The organism is Halorubrum sp. B53 (assembly GCF_059752395.1).
In genome coordinates, this window is the sequence record NZ_MWTH01000012.1 from 68,695 (window position 1) to 84,462 (window position 15,768).

The 15,768-nt window shown below is 68.1% G+C and carries 12 protein-coding genes, 2 tRNA genes and 1 pseudogene; 3 read left to right on the forward strand and 12 right to left on the reverse strand.

The features are described from left to right. Nucleotides 1–138: 138 nt before the first annotated feature. Nucleotides 139–2,127: an aconitate hydratase gene (locus B4V06_RS09630; RefSeq protein WP_123113660.1), complete on the forward strand. Its 1,989-nt coding sequence runs from the start codon at nucleotides 139–141 to the stop codon at nucleotides 2,125–2,127. Nucleotides 2,128–2,304: 177 nt separating this feature from the next. On the opposite strand, the gene B4V06_RS09635 is transcribed toward B4V06_RS09630, so the two are convergent. From B4V06_RS09635 to B4V06_RS09675, 9 genes are all read right to left on the reverse strand, one after another. Beyond that, nucleotides 2,305–2,958: a 30S ribosomal protein S7 gene (locus tag B4V06_RS09635; RefSeq protein ID WP_123113661.1), complete on the reverse strand. Its 654-nt coding sequence runs from the start codon at nucleotides 2,956–2,958 to the stop codon at nucleotides 2,305–2,307. Continuing rightward, a complete protein-coding gene (locus tag B4V06_RS09640) occupies nucleotides 2,955–3,383 on the reverse strand; it encodes a 30S ribosomal protein S12 (RefSeq protein WP_004048726.1) in 429 nt (142 codons plus the stop codon). The genes B4V06_RS09635 and B4V06_RS09640 overlap by 4 nt, the downstream gene beginning before the upstream one ends. A gap of 258 nt (nucleotides 3,384–3,641) precedes the next feature. Then, nucleotides 3,642–4,484, reverse strand: coding sequence for a hypothetical protein (locus B4V06_RS09645; RefSeq protein ID WP_498169478.1), 843 nt, complete (start codon nucleotides 4,482–4,484; stop codon nucleotides 3,642–3,644). Between the two features lie 58 nt (nucleotides 4,485–4,542). Next, the gene (locus B4V06_RS09650) at nucleotides 4,543–4,962 is read right to left on the reverse strand and encodes a NusA-like transcription termination signal-binding factor (RefSeq protein WP_498169480.1); all 420 of its coding nucleotides are present in this window, start codon (nucleotides 4,960–4,962) and stop codon (nucleotides 4,543–4,545) included. Next, nucleotides 4,962–6,176 carry a DNA-directed RNA polymerase subunit A'' gene (rpoA2, locus tag B4V06_RS09655; protein WP_123113664.1) on the reverse strand — a complete coding sequence of 405 codons (1,215 nt, stop codon included), beginning with the start codon at nucleotides 6,174–6,176 and terminating at the stop codon, nucleotides 4,962–4,964. The genes B4V06_RS09650 and rpoA2 overlap by 1 nt, the downstream gene beginning before the upstream one ends. Then, nucleotides 6,169–9,090 (reverse strand): DNA-directed RNA polymerase subunit A', encoded by a 2,922-nt coding sequence (locus B4V06_RS09660; RefSeq protein WP_123113665.1) that lies wholly within the window; start codon nucleotides 9,088–9,090, stop codon nucleotides 6,169–6,171. The genes rpoA2 and B4V06_RS09660 overlap by 8 nt, the downstream gene beginning before the upstream one ends. Nucleotides 9,091–9,096: 6 nt before the next feature. After that, the gene (rpoB, locus tag B4V06_RS09665; RefSeq protein ID WP_123113666.1) at nucleotides 9,097–10,926 is read right to left on the reverse strand and encodes a DNA-directed RNA polymerase subunit B; all 1,830 of its coding nucleotides are present in this window, start codon (nucleotides 10,924–10,926) and stop codon (nucleotides 9,097–9,099) included. Nucleotide 10,927: 1 nt separating this feature from the next. Then, a complete protein-coding gene (locus B4V06_RS09670; RefSeq protein ID WP_123113667.1) occupies nucleotides 10,928–12,493 on the reverse strand; it encodes a DNA-directed RNA polymerase subunit B'' in 1,566 nt (521 codons plus the stop codon). Continuing rightward, nucleotides 12,490–12,717, reverse strand: a complete 228-nt coding sequence (locus B4V06_RS09675; RefSeq protein WP_123113668.1) for a DNA-directed RNA polymerase subunit H — start codon at nucleotides 12,715–12,717, stop codon at nucleotides 12,490–12,492. Before B4V06_RS09675 ends, B4V06_RS09670 begins: the two co-directional genes overlap by 4 nt. Nucleotides 12,718–12,977: 260 nt before the next feature. Here B4V06_RS09675 and B4V06_RS09680 point away from each other — a divergent pair. Both B4V06_RS09680 and B4V06_RS09685 read left to right on the forward strand, forming a co-directional pair. Further along, nucleotides 12,978–13,050: transfer RNA gene (locus B4V06_RS09680), tRNA-Asp, on the forward strand. A gap of 29 nt (nucleotides 13,051–13,079) precedes the next feature. Continuing rightward, nucleotides 13,080–13,152, forward strand: a tRNA-Asp gene (locus B4V06_RS09685). 238 nt (nucleotides 13,153–13,390) lie between these two features. On the opposite strand, the gene B4V06_RS09690 is transcribed toward B4V06_RS09685, so the two are convergent. The 3 genes and pseudogenes from B4V06_RS09690 to B4V06_RS09700 all read right to left on the reverse strand — a co-directional run. After that, the gene (locus B4V06_RS09690; RefSeq protein ID WP_123113669.1) at nucleotides 13,391–14,395 is read right to left on the reverse strand and encodes a histone deacetylase family protein; all 1,005 of its coding nucleotides are present in this window, start codon (nucleotides 14,393–14,395) and stop codon (nucleotides 13,391–13,393) included. Next, nucleotides 14,396–14,827, reverse strand: a complete 432-nt coding sequence (locus B4V06_RS09695) for a histone (RefSeq protein WP_123113670.1) — start codon at nucleotides 14,825–14,827, stop codon at nucleotides 14,396–14,398. A 171-nt stretch (nucleotides 14,828–14,998) separates the two neighbouring features. Then, nucleotides 14,999–15,768 (reverse strand): annotated as a pseudogene (locus B4V06_RS09700) (single-stranded DNA binding protein); the annotation flags it as partial.

Genomic DNA, 15,768 nt, shown 5'->3' on the forward strand with positions numbered 1-15,768 from the left:
CGTTACGACTATCACTCACACAGGCGCGCCGCTCCGGCGATCCATCCACAAATGTTGCTGGATCTTCGGATCCTACACGGTCGATCTTTTGGGAAACTCGCGGGTTTTATATCCACGGGAGGGCGACGTGCGGATGATATGGGACAAACGATTACGGAGAAGATCCTCGATAACCACCTCGTCGAGGGCGAGCTGACGCCCGGCGAGGAGATCGGCATCGAGATCGACCAGGTGCTGACGCAGGACACGACCGGGACGATGGTGTGGCTCCAGTTCGAGGCGCTGGACCTCGACGAGGTCCAGACGGAGCTCGCCGCGCAGTACTGCGACCACCAGACGTACCAGTTCGACTTCAAGAACACCGACGACCACCGCTTCCTCCGCTCCGCGGCCGGCACGTACGGCGCGTACTTCTCCCGGCCCGGCAACGGCATCTGCCACCAGGTCCACAAGGAGAACTTCGCCGCGCCCGGCAAGACGCTGCTCGGCTCCGACTCGCACACGCCGACCCCCGGCGGGCTCGGCCAGCTCGCGATCGGCGCCGGCGGGCTCGACATCGCCGTCGCGATGGGCGGCGGCCCATACTACGTCGAGATGCCGGAAGTCGTCAACGTCCACCTCGAGGGCGAGCTCCCCGAGTGGGCGACCGCGAAGGACATCGCGCTCCACCTGCTCGGCGAGCTGACCGTCAAGGGCGGCGTCGGCAAGATCTTCGAGTACACCGGCCCCGGCGCCGAGAACCTCTCGATCCCCGAGCGCACCACGATCACGAACCTCGGCACCGAGCTCGGCGCCACCTCCTCGATCTTCGCGACCGACGAGAAGACGAAAGACTGGCTCGCGCGCCAGGACCGCGAGGAGGAGTACGTCGACCTCCAGCCCGACGACGACGCGGAGTACGCCGAGACGATCGAGGTCGACCTCTCCGACCTCGAGCCGCTCGTGGCCGCCCCCTCGATGCCCGACAACGTCGCCCCCGTCAGCGAGTACGAGGGCACCGACGTCGAGCAGGTCATCATCGGCTCCTGTACCAACGGCGCCTACGAGGACATCCTCCCCAGCGCGAAGATGCTGGAGGGCCGCGAGGTCGCCAAGCAGACCGAGATGATCGTCGCGCCCGGCTCCAAGCAGGCCTCCGAGATGCTGGCCCGCGAGGGCTGGACCGCGGAGATGATGGCGGCCGGCGTCAACTTCTCCGAGGCGACCTGCGGCGCGTGTATCGGTATCGGTCACGTGCCCGCCTCCGACTCCGTCTCGCTGCGCACCTTCAACCGCAACTTCGAGGGCCGCTCGGGCATCGAGGACGACTCCGTCTTCCTCTGCTCGCCCGAGGTCGCCACGGCGGCGGCCATCACCGGCGAGATCGTCGATCCGCGCGACCTCGCGGACGAGCTCGGCGACCTCGAAGAGCCCGGCTTCGAGATGGGAACGAAGTACGGCCCCGGCATGGGTCAGGACGACTCCGACATCATCTCCCCCGACGAGGCGATCGACGACGGCCTCGTCAAGGGCCCGAACATCGGCGACGTGCCGCTCAAGGACGGGATCGACGTGGACGGCGGTGAGGCGCTCCTCAAGATGGAGGACAACATCACCACCGACCACATCATTCCGGCGACGGCGGACATCCTGAAGTTCCGCTCGAACATCGAGAAGCTCTCCGAGTTCACGCTCTCGCGCGTCGACGACACGTTCGCGCAGCGCGCGCTCGACGCCGACGGCGGCGTCCTCGTGGCCGGCGAGAACTACGGACAGGGCTCCTCGCGCGAGCACGCCGCCCTCTGTCCGATGTACCTCGGCATCGAGGCCGTCTTCGCGCAGAGCTTCGCCCGCATCCACAAGGCGAACCTGTTCAACTTCGGTATCGTCCCGCTGGCGATCGACGCGGAGACGTACGAGCAGATCGAGCAGGGCGACGACCTCGAGATCGTCGACGACGTGCCCGCGGGCGTCTCCTCCGGTCAGGAGGAGTTCACCGTGAGCGTCAACGACGGCGAGTGGGAGTTCACCGCCGACCTCGACGCCTCCGAGCGCGAGCGCGACATCCTCGCGGCCGGCGGCAAGCTCTCGTGGGTCAAACAGCAGCACGCCGACGACGGCTCCGGCGCGGCGCCGGCCGACGACTGAGGCGGCTCGCGGACCCGCGACTCTCTCGGTTCTTTTTCTTCTTTCGCGCGCTCACCGACGCGGAGCGCGAGCGCCGTCGCTCTCGGTGGCCGAGGGTCGGAAACTGACGGATCCGCCGCTCACGGAGACGGTTCGGTCGGAAAAACGCGACCCGTCGGTTCGCCCGTCGAACCGGCGTCAGCGGGCCGCGGCGGCGACGCGCTCGCGCTCCTCCTTCTGCGAGATGGAGTAGGAGCGGTCGGCGTCGTAGTCGGCCGCGGCGATCAGCTCGTTGGCGAGCGCCTCGGCGGCGGACGTGGTCGACTTGTACGTCGCGCTGGCGACGCCGTCGGAGATGAACAGCAGCGCCTGGTCGACGCGGCGCTGGGGCGCGACGTCGACCGCCTTGGGGACGGAGATGCCGCCGTACTTCAGGCGGACGGTCTCCTCCCGCGGCGCGGCGTTCTCGACGGCCGTCACGAGGACCTGCACCGGGTTCTCCTCGGTGCGATCGTGGACGATGTCGAAGGCGTCACGCACGATGCGCGTCGCCTGCTGTTTCTTCCCCGTGTTCTCGTCGGTCTGCATCAGCCGGTTGATCAGCCGCTCGACCAGCGAGATCTCGGACTTCTTGAACTGCTTGGACGCGTGACGGCCCATGGTGTGGGCGATGGGCGTCACGGTCATGTACCGCTTCGTCGAGGGGTCCTCGTAGGCGATCTCGGTGACGTCCCAGACGCCGAACAGCTCGGCGTTCTCGTTGGCCGCCTCGCTGGCGGCGGGCGCGTCGGGCTCGGGCTCGTCGGCGGCGACGTCCGCGTCGGACTCCGCCTCGGCTTCCTCCCCGCTCATCTGACGGGCTTCTCCGCGTTGCCGCGAACCAGTTCGATCATCGAGACGCCGTTGACCTTCTCGACCTTGTAGTTGACGCCGGAGAGGTCGCCCATCGCGCGACCCTTGGCCCCGCCGATCCCGGCGATCGTGACCTCGTCGTGCTCGTCGATGAACGAGATGGCGCCGTCACCGGGACAGAACGCGGTGACCTGCTTCCCGTTCTTGATGAGCTGGACGCGGACGCACTTTCGGATCGCGGAGTTCGGCTGCTTTGCTTCGATCCCGACCTTCTCTAAGACGATCCCGCGAGCCTGCGGGGCGCCCTCGAGGGGGTCGGACTTCTTCTTGAGCCCGCGCTCTCGCCGAGCGTACTCGGAGTCGGACCAGCGGCGCTTCTGCCGGTCCTGCTTGAGCTTACGGGCCGCGTATTTGCCGTTCGCCATCGTACGTCTACTTCCGAACGGAGCTACTTAAGCGTCGTCTTTCGGCGCGGCGAAACGCCCTCAGATCGCCCGAGCGGTACCTCTCGTCCGTTCTGAGGGTGTTTCTCGCGGCGTGTCAGCTCGAAAAACAACCGCCGCTCGTCCCCGCTGAGCCGGTAAGCCGGCGCGAGCGCCCGTCGTTCGGCGACCGCGGCCGGCCGCTTACCGGTCGCTCCTCTCTCGGCGGCTTACCCGCTCGGTTGCTCCTTCCCCGGCCGCTCACTCGCTCGTCGCCTCGCGGGCGTCGGCGGCCCAGTCGGGCTCGGGGATCTCCGCTCCCGGGTCGCGGTAGTCGATGTCGACGTCGACGGTCGCCTCTCCCCCGTCGTGCTCGCCGGCCCACGACTGTTCGAGCCGCGGGACGACGCCGGACTCGTACACGTGCGCCGTCGCCGACGCGGTCTCGACGGTCTCGGGGATGTTCCGCTCGCCGTCGAACTCGTCGGCGGTGAACCGAGCGGTCGCCTCGCCGCGGACCGCCCCTTCCCCGTCGTTCGTCGGGTTCCAGCGGTTCAACCCCTCGTACTCCGTCTCGCCGCTCTCCGTCTCGCCCTCGACGCGGATCCCGGTCAGCGCCTCCTGCCGCATCGACTCCTCGAGGTCGCCTTCGGATCGGTCCACCGACTGCCGGTCGTACCGCGTCTCGCCGTCGGCCCGGCGCCGGAACAGCAGCTCGTCGCCGGCGACGTACAGCTCCGTCACGTCCGCCTCCGTCGTCTCCGTTATTTCCTGTCTCACGTACTGCCGACCGTTTTCGAGGTCGTAGCTCGACTCGTAGGTCTGCGAGGGGAGCCACGGCGTCGGCTCTGCGTCGCCGTCATGGCTCGTCTCCGCCGTCGAGAACAGCGTGAAACCGCCCGCGTCGACGAGCGCCTGCGCGTGCGCCTCGGCGAGCGCCTCTAGAGCGAGCCCGTCGCCGTCGCGCCACTCCGCGTCGTCGAACGGGCGGTCGGGGCCGTCGTCGAGCGGCCCGCCCGAGCCGTCGCCGTCGTCGCCGGAACAGCCGGCGAGCCCGACCGCGGCTCCGGTCCCGAGACTCGCGAGGAGGCGTCTGCGGTTCATGGGTCACGAAACGGGTCCGCGGTCAAAAGGTCGCGGGTTCGCGGAGCGCGGTTCCGCGCTAGGTCAGCTGGACGTCGTCGATGTCGTGGTGGCGCTGTGCCAACGTTCGGGCCGTCTCGATGTTGGTCCCGTCGGCGCCGATGGCGACGCCGCGGTCCGGCTCCGGTACCTCGACGTACGCCACGCGGTCGTTCTGCTCGGAGATCGTCACGGCGTTGACCGCCGCGGGTGCGAGCGCGCTAGCGACGAACGCCTCCGGCGTGTCCGCGTCCTCCACCAGTTCGACGGACTTGCCGAGCCGCCGCTCCGCCTCCTCGACGGTCTCGCCCGCCTGTCCGATCGCGGCGGCCATCTCGCCGGCCGGCACGAGGAACACGAGCCGGTCGCCCTCCACGAGGCAGTCCTTCGGCGCGACCCCGGTCAGCTCGTCGAAGCGACCGATGTAGCGCCGCGCCTCGTCGGAGAGCTCGACGTACATTAGTCGTCGCCCACGACGCGCGACCCCATCCGGAGGTCGACGTCGCCGGTGCCGAGCGAGATCGGTTTCCCGGCGATGACGTTCTCGATGACCCCGTCGAGCTCGTCGTACTCGCCGTGGATCGCGGCGTCGAGCAGGTGGTTGACCGTCACCTCGAACGCCGCGCGCGCGAGCACGGAGTCCTTCGAGCCCGAGATGCCGTGGCGACCGATCGAGTCGATCTCGCCGTTGTTCGTCATGATGTCGGCCACTAACATTAGGTGGCGGACGTTCACGTCGTCGAGCCCCTGCTCTTCGAGCGTGTTCTTCGTCTCGTCGATGATCGTCTCGCGGGCCGCCTCGACGCCGAGGTTGCGGTAGATCTCGTGGATGTTGTTACACGTCGTGCGCGAGGCGTCGACGCCCTCGATGTCGAGGGCGTCGCCGAACGCCGATCCCTCGGTGTAGAGGACGAACTCCTCGTCGCCGTCGATCTCCTCTTTCCGGATGACGACGCGCTCGATCTCCTCGATCCCCTTGAAGACGATCTCGCGGAGCCGCTCGACCAGCTGGAGCAGCTCGCGGTAGCTGGGCTCGCTCGGGCCGAACTCGATGACGGTGCCCGACTGTCGGGCGTCGACGCCGAGCGAGTCCTCGATGGTCTCGGCGATGATCTCGGCGACCTCCGAGGGGTCGGTGTGGGTGGGCCACCGCTCCAACAGCGTGTCGTCGTTCAGGTCGATCCGTACCAGCATGTCGGCGACGTTCGTCGACACGTCGCCGAGCGCGAGGATGCGCGTCGCTTCGATGGACCAGACGACCTCGTGGGCCTTCTCGCGGTCCGTCGCGTACTCACCCTCGAGGTGGACGGTCATCATCGGCGTGTCCGGCGTCTTCCGGGCGTCCACCAGCTCGATGAGCCGGGGGAGCCCCTGAGTGACGTCGATCTCCGCGACGCCGGCGTAGTGGAACGTGTTCATCGTCATCTGCGTCCCGGGCTCGCCGATCGACTGCGCGGAGACGGTGCCGACGGGGTCGAGCGGGTCGACGCGCGTCTCGATGTACCGGTTCTCGACGCCGGTCGCGACTTCGGTGGCCTGCTCGACGGTGACCTCGCCGGTCTCCTCCGCCTTCCGTTCGAGCGCCTCGTACACCTCGCTCTTGAGGCGGCTTGGCAGCTCGGTCGCCTCCACGACCGCCTCCATGTCGTCGGTGACGTGCTCGTACTCAGTCATCCGACTCCACCCCCGAGGCCTTGTTCAGGCCCGGTCCGGCGTGTTCCGACAGGTTCGTCGGCGGCGAACGCTCGCCGAGGAACCGCTCCTTCTCGTCGTCGGACTCGAACTCGGAGTCGACGACGCGGTCGACGATGTCGTCGACGTCGATGCCGTCGCCCTCGCCCGAGGAGACCTTCACCGGCGAGGTGCCGTCCTCGCCGAACTCGAACTGGACGATCCGACCCGAGGTGTCTCGGACCGTGCCGTCGTACTGCGCCTCGAGCTCGGAGAGCGCGTTGATGAGACGGCGCTGCAGGTAGCCGGACTTGGAGGTCCGGACCGCCGTGTCGACCAGCCCCTCGCGGCCGCCCATCGCGTGGAAGAAGAACTCCTCGGGCGTGAGCCCGCCGCGGTAGGAGTTCTCCACGAAGCCGTGCGCCTCCGCGGAGAGGTCGTTCTCCTTGTAGTGAGAGAGTGTCCGGTCCTCGTAGCCGCGGTTGATCCGCTCGCCGCGGACCGCCTGCTGGCCGACGGAGCCGGCCATCTGCGTGAGGTTCAGCATCGAGCCACGCGCGCCGGAGCGGGCCATCACGACCGCCGGGTTGTCGTCGCCGAAGTGCTGGTCGGCGATCTCCCCGGCCGAGTCGCGGGCCTTCCCGAGCGTCTGCATGATCTTCATCTCGAGCGTCTCGTCGACGCCGCGGCCCGGCAGCGACTCCAACTCGCCGGCCTCGTACGTCGAGATCAGCTCCTGAACGCGGTCGTAGGCGCTCTCGATCGCGTCGTCGACCTGCTCTTCGGCCTCCGGCGGGATCGACTCGTCGTCGATCCCGATCGAGAAGCCGAAGTGCATGATCGCGCGCATCGCCAGCGACGCGATCTCGTTGATGAACACGCGCGAGCGCGTCTCGCCGTACTCCTTGGTGAGGGTGTCGACGACCTCGCCGCCGAACGCCCCGACGGCGTCCTCGTCGATCGTCCCCTCGATCAGCTGGCCGTTCTCGATGACGACGTCGTCGCCGGTCGACGACGAGAAGTGCAGCGTGAGGTCGTCGGGCAGCAGCTCGGAGAACAGCGTCCGGCCGGTCCAGTAGTCGCGGCCGTCGTCGTCGACGCCGTCGGCCTCGGGCAGCTCGTCCACCCGCGTCGCCCGGAGCAGGTCGAGCGCCTGCGTCTCGGTGAACTCGGGGTTCGAGTGCGTGAGCAGGTACGTCCCGGAGATGTGGTCCTGGATCGCGCCGATGATGTTCCCGCCGAACCGCGGCGAGAGGATCTGCTCTTGCACGCGCATGAGGACGCGCGCCTCGGCGCGGGCCTCCTCGTTCTGGAGCGCGTGCATGTTCATCTCGTCGCCGTCGAAGTCGGCGTTGTACGGCGGGCAGACGACGGTGTTGAGCCGGAACGTCTTGTACGGCATCACCACGACCTCGTGGGCCATGATGGACATCCGGTGCAGCGAGGGCTGCCGGTTGAAGATCACGATGTCGCCGTCGACGAGGTGGCGGTTGACCTCCCAGTCGGCCTCGACCTTCTCGGCGAGCTCCTCGCAGTTCTTCTCGGTCACCTTCAGACGACGTCCGTCGGGACGACGCACGTAGTTCGCGCCGGGGTGGGCCTCCGGGCCGTTCCGGACGTACTGCCGCGCCTCCTCGACGTTGCGCTCGGTGACGTTGAGTGTCTGGGTCATCTCCTTGGCGACGCGGTCCGGCACGCCGACCTCGTTCAGCGAGAGGGTCGGGTCCGGCGAGATGACGGTCCGGGCGGAGAAGTTGACGCGCTTCCCCGACAGCGAGCCGCGGAAGCGGCCTTCCTTCCCCTTCAGCCGCTGGCTGAGGGTCTTGAGGGGACGACCGGAGCGGTGCCGCGCCGGCGGCGTCCCGCTGATCTCGTTGTCGACGAACGTGGTGACGTGGTACTGGAGCAGCTCCCAGAGGTCCTCGATGATCAGCTGCGGGGCGCCCGCCTCGCGGTTCTCCATGAACCGCTGGTTGATCCGGATGATGTCGACCAGCTTGTGCGTGAGGTCGTCCTCGGAGCGCTGGCCGTTGTCGAGCGTGATGGAGGGGCGCGTGGTCACCGGCGGGACGGGGAGGACCGTCAGGATCATCCACTCCGGCCGGGAGTCCTCCGCGTCGATACCGAGGACCTCGAGGTCCTCGTCCGGGATGTCCTCGAACCAGTCGCGGATGTCCGAGGGCATCAGCTTGTTCATGTCCTCCTCCGTGAGGTCGACGTCGAGCGCCTTCTCGATAGCGCGCCGGTCCTCCTTGCGCGGGCGGAACTCGCCGGCCATGATCTCGTTGATCCGGTCGAGGGCGATGTCGGTCTTCTCGGCGAGCTCCTGCGGCGAGGTGCCCGGGTCGTCCTCCTCCTCGTCGGGCTGCATCGCGGCCGCGATGCGCTCGGAGTAGTCGCCCGAGAGCACGTCCTGGACCTCGTAGTACGTGGTCGGCTTCTCGTGTTTGATGTCCGCCTGCGGCTCGCCGCAGAACGGGCAGGTCGACGCCTTCCGGGCCTGCCGGACGGCGGCCTTCAGCACGTCGTGCTCGTCGTCGCCGAGCTCCTTCGCTCGCTCGTAGCGGTCGCGGAACTCGTCGCGCTGCGCCTCGTCTAAGGCGAGCCGGCCGCACTCGCGGCACGTCGAGCGGAGCAGCCGCCGGATGAGCTTCGTGAAGCCCACGTGGATGACGGGCGCGGCCAGCTCGATGTGGCCGAAGTGGCCGTTACAGGAGCCGGAGTGGGCGCCGCAGGTCCGACACTCCAGGCCGGGGTCGATGACGCCGAGCCGCGGGTCCATCAGCCCCATGTCGATCGGGTAGCCGTCGTCGTCGTACGTGTCGGCCGTGATCACCTTCGTCGCCGACATGTCCCGGTACGTCTCCGGGTCCATGAGGCCGAAGTCGATGCCGCCGAGCACTTTCGGTGTTTGCATTGACATTTAAATAGCGTCCTCCAGTTCGAGTCTCGGTCGGATGCCGAGCGCGATCATCTCGTCGAGGAGGAGCTTGAACGCGTAGCTCACCTCGAGCTCGTGGATGTCGTCTTCGTCGCCCGTGACCGGGTCGTACACGCGGCGCTGTTCGCGGTCCTCGACGGCGACGAGCCCCGTCTCAGCGGAGACGTGGACGGTCTCGGCGTCCGAGGACTCCAAGAGCCGCTCGTTGAGCACCATCGACGCGCCGTGGCCGATGATCGTGTCGCGCTCCATCTCCCCGACGCGCAGGCCGCCCTCGCGGGCCCGCCCCTCGGTCGGCTGGCGCGTGAGCACCTGAACCGGCCCGCGCGAGCGGGCGTGGAGCTTGTTCGACACCATGTGGTACAGCTTGTGGTAGAAGATCGTCCCGACGAAGATCTCCGCGTCGATCTTCTCGCCGGTGACGCCGGAGTACATGACCTCCTTGCCGGAGGACTTGAACCCGTGCTCCTCGAGCCCGCTCCGGAGCTCCTCCTCGTCTTCGCCCTGGAACGGCGTGCCGTCGACCCGCGAGCCGCGCAGCGAGCCGACCTTGCCGCCGAGCATCTCCAGCACGTGGCCGACCGTCATCCGCGACGGAAGCGCGTGCGGGTTCATCACGAGGTCGGGGACGACCCCCTCCTCGGTGAACGGCATGTCCTCCTGCGGGGCGAGGTGGCCGACGACGCCCTTCTGGCCGTGCCGGGACGCGAACTTGTCGCCCAGCTCGGGGACCCGCTGGTCGCGCACCTTCACCTTCGAGAGCTTGGAGCCGTCCTCGCCCTCCATCAGCGTCACCGTGTCGACGACGCCCGACTCGCCCGAGCGCATCGTCACGCTCGTCTCCCGGCGCTTCTGCGGGGAGAGCCCGCCCATGTCGTCGGGCTCTTCCAGGAAGCGCGGCGGGCTGGTCTTGCCGAGCAGCACCGAGGACTCGTCCACCTTCGTCTCCGGGTTGACGAGGCCGTCCTCGTCGAGGTGGGTGTACGCGTCCTCGCCGCGTGCGCCGCGCACGTCCTGGTCGGGGATCTCGAAGCGGTCCTCCTGGCCACCGGGATACCGGCGCTCCTCGCCCTCGTAGGTCCGGAAGAAGTGCGAGCGGGTGAGCGCGCGGTCGACGGAGCCCTGGTTCATCACCAGCGCGTCCTCGATGTTGAACCCCTCGTAGGACATCACGGCGACGACGAAGTTCTGGGCCGCCGGCCGCTTGTCGAAGCTGATCTGGTCGGACGTCTGCGTCTTCACCATCGCCAGCTGCGGGTAGTGCAGCAGGTGTTGGCGCGTGTCCGGCCGGATCCGGTAGTTGGCGGAGGGGAGGCCGAGCGACTGCTTCATCATCCCCGCGCCCATCGTAATGCGGGGACTCGCGTTGTGCTCGGGGTACGGGATCATCCCCGCGCCGATACCGAACACGAGCTGCGGGTCGATCTCGAGGTGCGTGTGGTCCTCGGTCACATCCTCCTCGTCGACGGCGACGAGGATGTCCTCCTCCTCCTCGGCGTCGATGAACTCGACGTAGCCGCGGTCGATGAGGTCCTCGAACTCGATGTCGTCGCGCTCGAGCGCCCCGATCTCCTCGTCGCCCAGCAGGGGCTCGCCGTTCTCGACGACGATCAGCGGTCGGCGGGCCCGCCCCGCGTCCGCGTTGACGATCACTTCCTGGGTCCGGTCTCTGACCGAGACGTTCACCATGTCGGAGACGTCGCCTCGGCGGCGCGCCTCGCGGATCTGTTCGGCGAGGGCCTCGGGGTCCGGATGGGTCCCGACGAGGCTCCCGTTGACGTACACCTTCGCTTCGCGTTCTGCCTGAGCCATATTAGTCGTCCGCCGTCTGTCGTTCGACGCCCTCGATGCCGGGGATCCCCTCGACACCCATCGACGCCAGTTCTCGTTTCAGCCCCTGTTCGTCCTCGACCGTCTGCGACAGCTCCATCGACTGCGCGAAGTTCTTCACGAGCCCGCAGTTCGGCCCCTCCGGGGTCTCGGAGGGACAGATGCGACCCCACTGGGTCGCGTGGAGGTCCCGCGCCTCGAAGTGCGGCTGCGACCGCGACAGCGGCGAGCGCAGGCGCCGCAGGTGCGAGAGCACGCCCATGTAGTCCGTCCGGTCGACGAGCTGGGAGACGCCCGAGCGGCCGCCGACCCAGTTGCCCGTCGCGATCGGGTGTTCGAGCCGCTCGGTCAGCACGTCGGAGCGGACGACCGTGTTGACGGTGAGCTGCCGGTTCCGCATGTTCGCGCGCTCCAGCTGGTACTTCACGTCGCGCGCCAGCTTGTTCAGGGCGGTCCGGAACAGGTCGCGCATCAGGTCGCCGGAGACCTTCAGGCGCTTGTTGGCGTAGTGGTCCTTGTCGTCGGACTCGCGGCGGTCTAAGGCGAGCTCGAAGCACGCCTCGGCCATCCGGCAGAGGTAGTACGCCTTGTTGATCCGCACGTCCTCCTCCTCGACGCCCTCCTCGTGGAGGTGCGGCAGGAGGTAGCGGTCGATGACGTAGTTCGCCCGCTTGAGCTGGTAGTTCTTGCCCTGGCCGGAGGCGACGCGCTCGCCGAGGGTCTCGATGGCCTCCTCGGTCGTCTGCACCTCCGCCTCCTCTAAGTTCTCCAGCATGAACTTCACGATCTCGGGGTCGTCCGAGACGCGGTGGACGATCTCCTCGTCCGATTCGAGGCCGAGCGCGCGGACGAGCGTCACGAAGTCGATCGAGCCCGAGACGGACGGGAACGACACTTCGAGCAGCCCCTCGCGGTTGCGCTCGCACAGCACCAGCGCGCGGTAGCCGCGGCGCTGGGAGAACGTCTTGGCAACTTGGATCTCGTCGCCGTACTTCGAGTCGTACTCCGCGAGGATCTTGTTCGGCGCCAGGTCCTCCGAGGTCATCAGCACGCGCTCGGAGCCGTTGACGATGAAGTAGCCGCCGGGGTCGACGGGGTCCTCGCCGATATCGATGAGCTCCTCGTCGGAGAAGCCGGCCATGTTACACTTGTCCGAGCCGACCATGATCGGCATCCGGCCGACCTTCGTCTCGGTCGTGTCGACGACCTGTTCGGGCTCGTCCTCGCCGCCGCGCACGATGGACATCTCCATGAAGACGGGCGCCGAGTAGGTGATGTTCCGGAGACGGGCCTCCTGGGGGTACAGCAGCTCCTCGGAGCCGTCGGCCTCGCGGACGCGCGGGGTGACCATCCGCACGTCGCCGAGCTCGACGTAGACGGGCTCTTGTCCCTCCTTGTCGCCGATGTCGGTCTCGATCGTCTCCTTCTCGTCGACGACCTCCTGCATGCCGCGGTCCAGGAAGTTGTTGAACGAGCGGAAGTGGTGTTCGGCGAGCCGTTCGTCCGAGAAGTATTCGCGTGAGACCACGCGTCGGTCTTGCCTGTTCATGAGACGACTAGTCGGTACACGACCGCTTCCTCTGTCGTGCGAGAGTTTCGAACGATCTTCACCACGTCGCCGACCTCGGCCTCGTCGGGGAGCGCGGGATCCGTGCGTTTGATCTTCGGTAGGTTCGTCCGCTTCACGTCGTACTCGGCCAGGACCTCGTCGATCTCGTCGGCGTCGAGCAAGACGTGGTCCGGGACGAGTTCGTGTTGGCTTACGTCTACCATGGGTGGTGGTTATTGAAAGAAGCTATCACGAGATACTACAGATCGCTATATGCGCCAACGGCATAAGACTTGCCAACCGACCCCGCCGCGCGCGGCTCACGACGACGGGCGTACGATATTCACACTCATGCGGGTATTATACAAAAGGCTACCGCCGCGATCGGCGGTGACACCGATCGCCTTCCCCTGTCACCCGTCCCCACCGTCGCCGGCGATGACAAGCCTTATTTGCCAGACAGGGGTACGAATGAGTGCGACAAGCCCGGATGGTGTAGTGGCCCATCATACGACCCTGTCACGGTCGTGACGCGGGTTCAAATCCCGCTCCGGGCGTCCCCTGTTTCGGGGCGTTGTCGCTGTTTGCCCGGATGGTGTAGTGGCCCATCATACGACCCTGTCACGGTCGTGACGCGGGTTCAAATCCCGCTCCGGGCGCTTCTGTCGACTCCGATCGGCGAGCGTAGCGAGCCGTACCGGAGTCGACGAACGCTCGCTGGGGGTTTGAATCAGGGAGTGGAGCGAGTGAAGCGAGCGGAACGACCGAGGTTCAAATCCCGCTCCGGGCGTTTTCTGTCGACAACTCGACGAGTGACGAGCGTAGCGGCCGGCTCGTCGAGTGCGTCTCTCGGTCGCCCGTCACCGTTCGACCGGCTCCGGGGGATCGTCTCGCTCTCTACAGGTCGAGCAAGTCCCGGAGCTCCGCCACCAGCGACTCCGTCTCCGCGTCCGGCTCCTCGTCGTCGGTGACCGGCGTCCGTCCGTCGTACGTCTCGTGGACCATCGAGACGCCGTCGGCGAGGGTGTCGAGCCCGTACCCGCCCTCCAGCACGTAGGCGTCGGCGGCGTCGACGTCGTCCGCGATCGACCTGACCTGGTCGGTCATCATCGCGTACCCCTCCGAGGAGACACGCATCCGCGAGATCGGGTCGTGGCGGTGGGCGTCGAACCCGGCGGAGACGATCAGCAGGTCGGGGTCGAACCGGTCGATCGCCGGCGCAATCGCCTCGTCGATGGCGTACCGGTAGTCGGCGTCGCCGGCGCCGGCGGCCAGCGGGAGGTTCACCGTGGTCCCCTCTCCGTCGTCGCGGCCGATCTCCTCCAAGTCGCCGGTGTCCGGGTAGAGGCCGTCCTCGTGGAGCGACGAGTAGAGCACGTCGCCCCGGTCGTAGAACACGTCTTGGGTGCCGTTCCCGTGGTGGACGTCCCAGTCGAAGATCGCGACCCGGTCGGCGTCGCCCGAATCGAGGACGGTCTGGGCCGCGACGGCGGCGTTGTTGAAGAAGCAGAACCCCATGGCGTCGTCGGGCACCGCGTGGTGCCCCGGCGGGCGGCCGAGCGCGAAGGGGGTGTTCCGGCCCTCGGCCCCGTCGAGCGCCGACCGGGCCGCCCATTGCGCGAGGCCGGCGGCGGTGAGCGCGGCGTCCCACGTCCCCTCGCTCGCGACGGTGTCGGGGTCCCAGCTCCCGCCGCCGTCGTCGACGAACGTCTCGAGCTCGTCCACGTACTCCTCGTCGTGGACCGCGACGACCTCCTCGCGGGTCGCCGGGTCCGCCTCGGTGTACTCGACCCCGTGCCGCTTGGCGAGTCCGCGGCGGATCGCGCGCAGTCGGTCGGGGTTCTCCGGGTGCCGTTCCCCCGTGTCGTGCGCGAGACACCGCTCGCTGTAGCCGAACTGCATCTACTCGAACAGCGCGAAGTACGTTTCGATGTCCTCGGCCTGTACGGTCCGCCGGTCGGCGTGTCGCGCCAGCGTCGCGGCCGCGCTCGCGACGTTGTCGGCGTAGTCCTCCAAGATGTCGGCCAGCGCGATCCGCGCGTCGACCCCGACGCGGTATCGGTCGTCGATCCGGAGCCGCGCGATCCGGTCGATGGGCGCGACGGGGAGGGTGAGCTCCTCGCGGGCGATCACCTGTTCGACGCCGAAGTCCGACGCCATCAGGGTCTTCCGGCCGTCCTCGGTTGCTCGCTCGGCCGCGTCGATCGCCAGCTCCGCGCCGTGCGACTGGATGCGACGCGCCAACTCCTCGGCGGCGTCGGCGCTGACGCGGAGCTCCCCGGCGTTCCGCCGGATAATCCCGTCGACCGGCGCGAACGGCAACTCGACACTCATACACACAGTCGCGTCCGTGTACCGTATAACGCTTTCCGTTACCGCCGTCTCCGCGCCCGAGCGCTGGCGTCGCGGCTACTCGACGGCTCGCTGTCCGGTTCGGTCCCCGCGTCGCGAACTGCTCGCCGTCTCCAGACGCCGTGGCAGTCGGCTCCACGCCGCTCGCGGCGACTAGAACACGTCGTCCGCGTGGATCGTCCCGTCGCGCTCGGCGCCCCGGACGGTGACTTCCTCGCCCAGTCGGAGGCTCGCGTCGGTCTCGACGCTTTTCGTCTGCTGGCCGTCGTCCAACACGACGGGGTCGCCGGTCTGCACGACGGTGCCCGTGAACTCGACCTCCTCCGCGGTCGCCGTCGCGGTCGCCGCGCCGCCGGATCCGGCGCTCTCCTCTCCGCCGGTCGCGCCGGAGACGGCCTCGGTCGCCGCCTTCTGTCCGTCCTCGGCGAAGGCGCCGAGTCCGGTGTCGCTCGCGGCGCGGTCGCCGTTTCCGGAACCGTCGCCGGACCCGGACGCCTCGGTCCCCACGTTGCCCGCCGCCTCCGTCTCCTCGTCGAGCACGGTGACCGTCGAGCGCCAGTTCGCGGACGCCTCCAGGTCGTCCTGCCAGCCGTCTTGGATCTCCACGTCAGTGAAGACGACGCGGTCCGCCAAGTCGATCTCGCGGTCGGCCTTGTCGCCCCACAGCGCGACCCGAATCTCGCCCGTCTCGTCTTTGATCCGGACGTTCCGCACCTGCCCCTCGCTGCCGTCGTCGCGGTCGAACGTGCGCTTCGGATCCGTCTCGATGACGCCGCCCCCGATGTCGACGACCTCGTCGATCTCCAGGTCGGCGATGTCCGTCGTTTCGGGCACGTACTCGACGTCCTCGTCGACGCGCTCGACCGTGCCGCGGTCGCCGACGTGAAGCTCTAGGTCGCCGTCGCGCTCGCGGACGTAGCCGT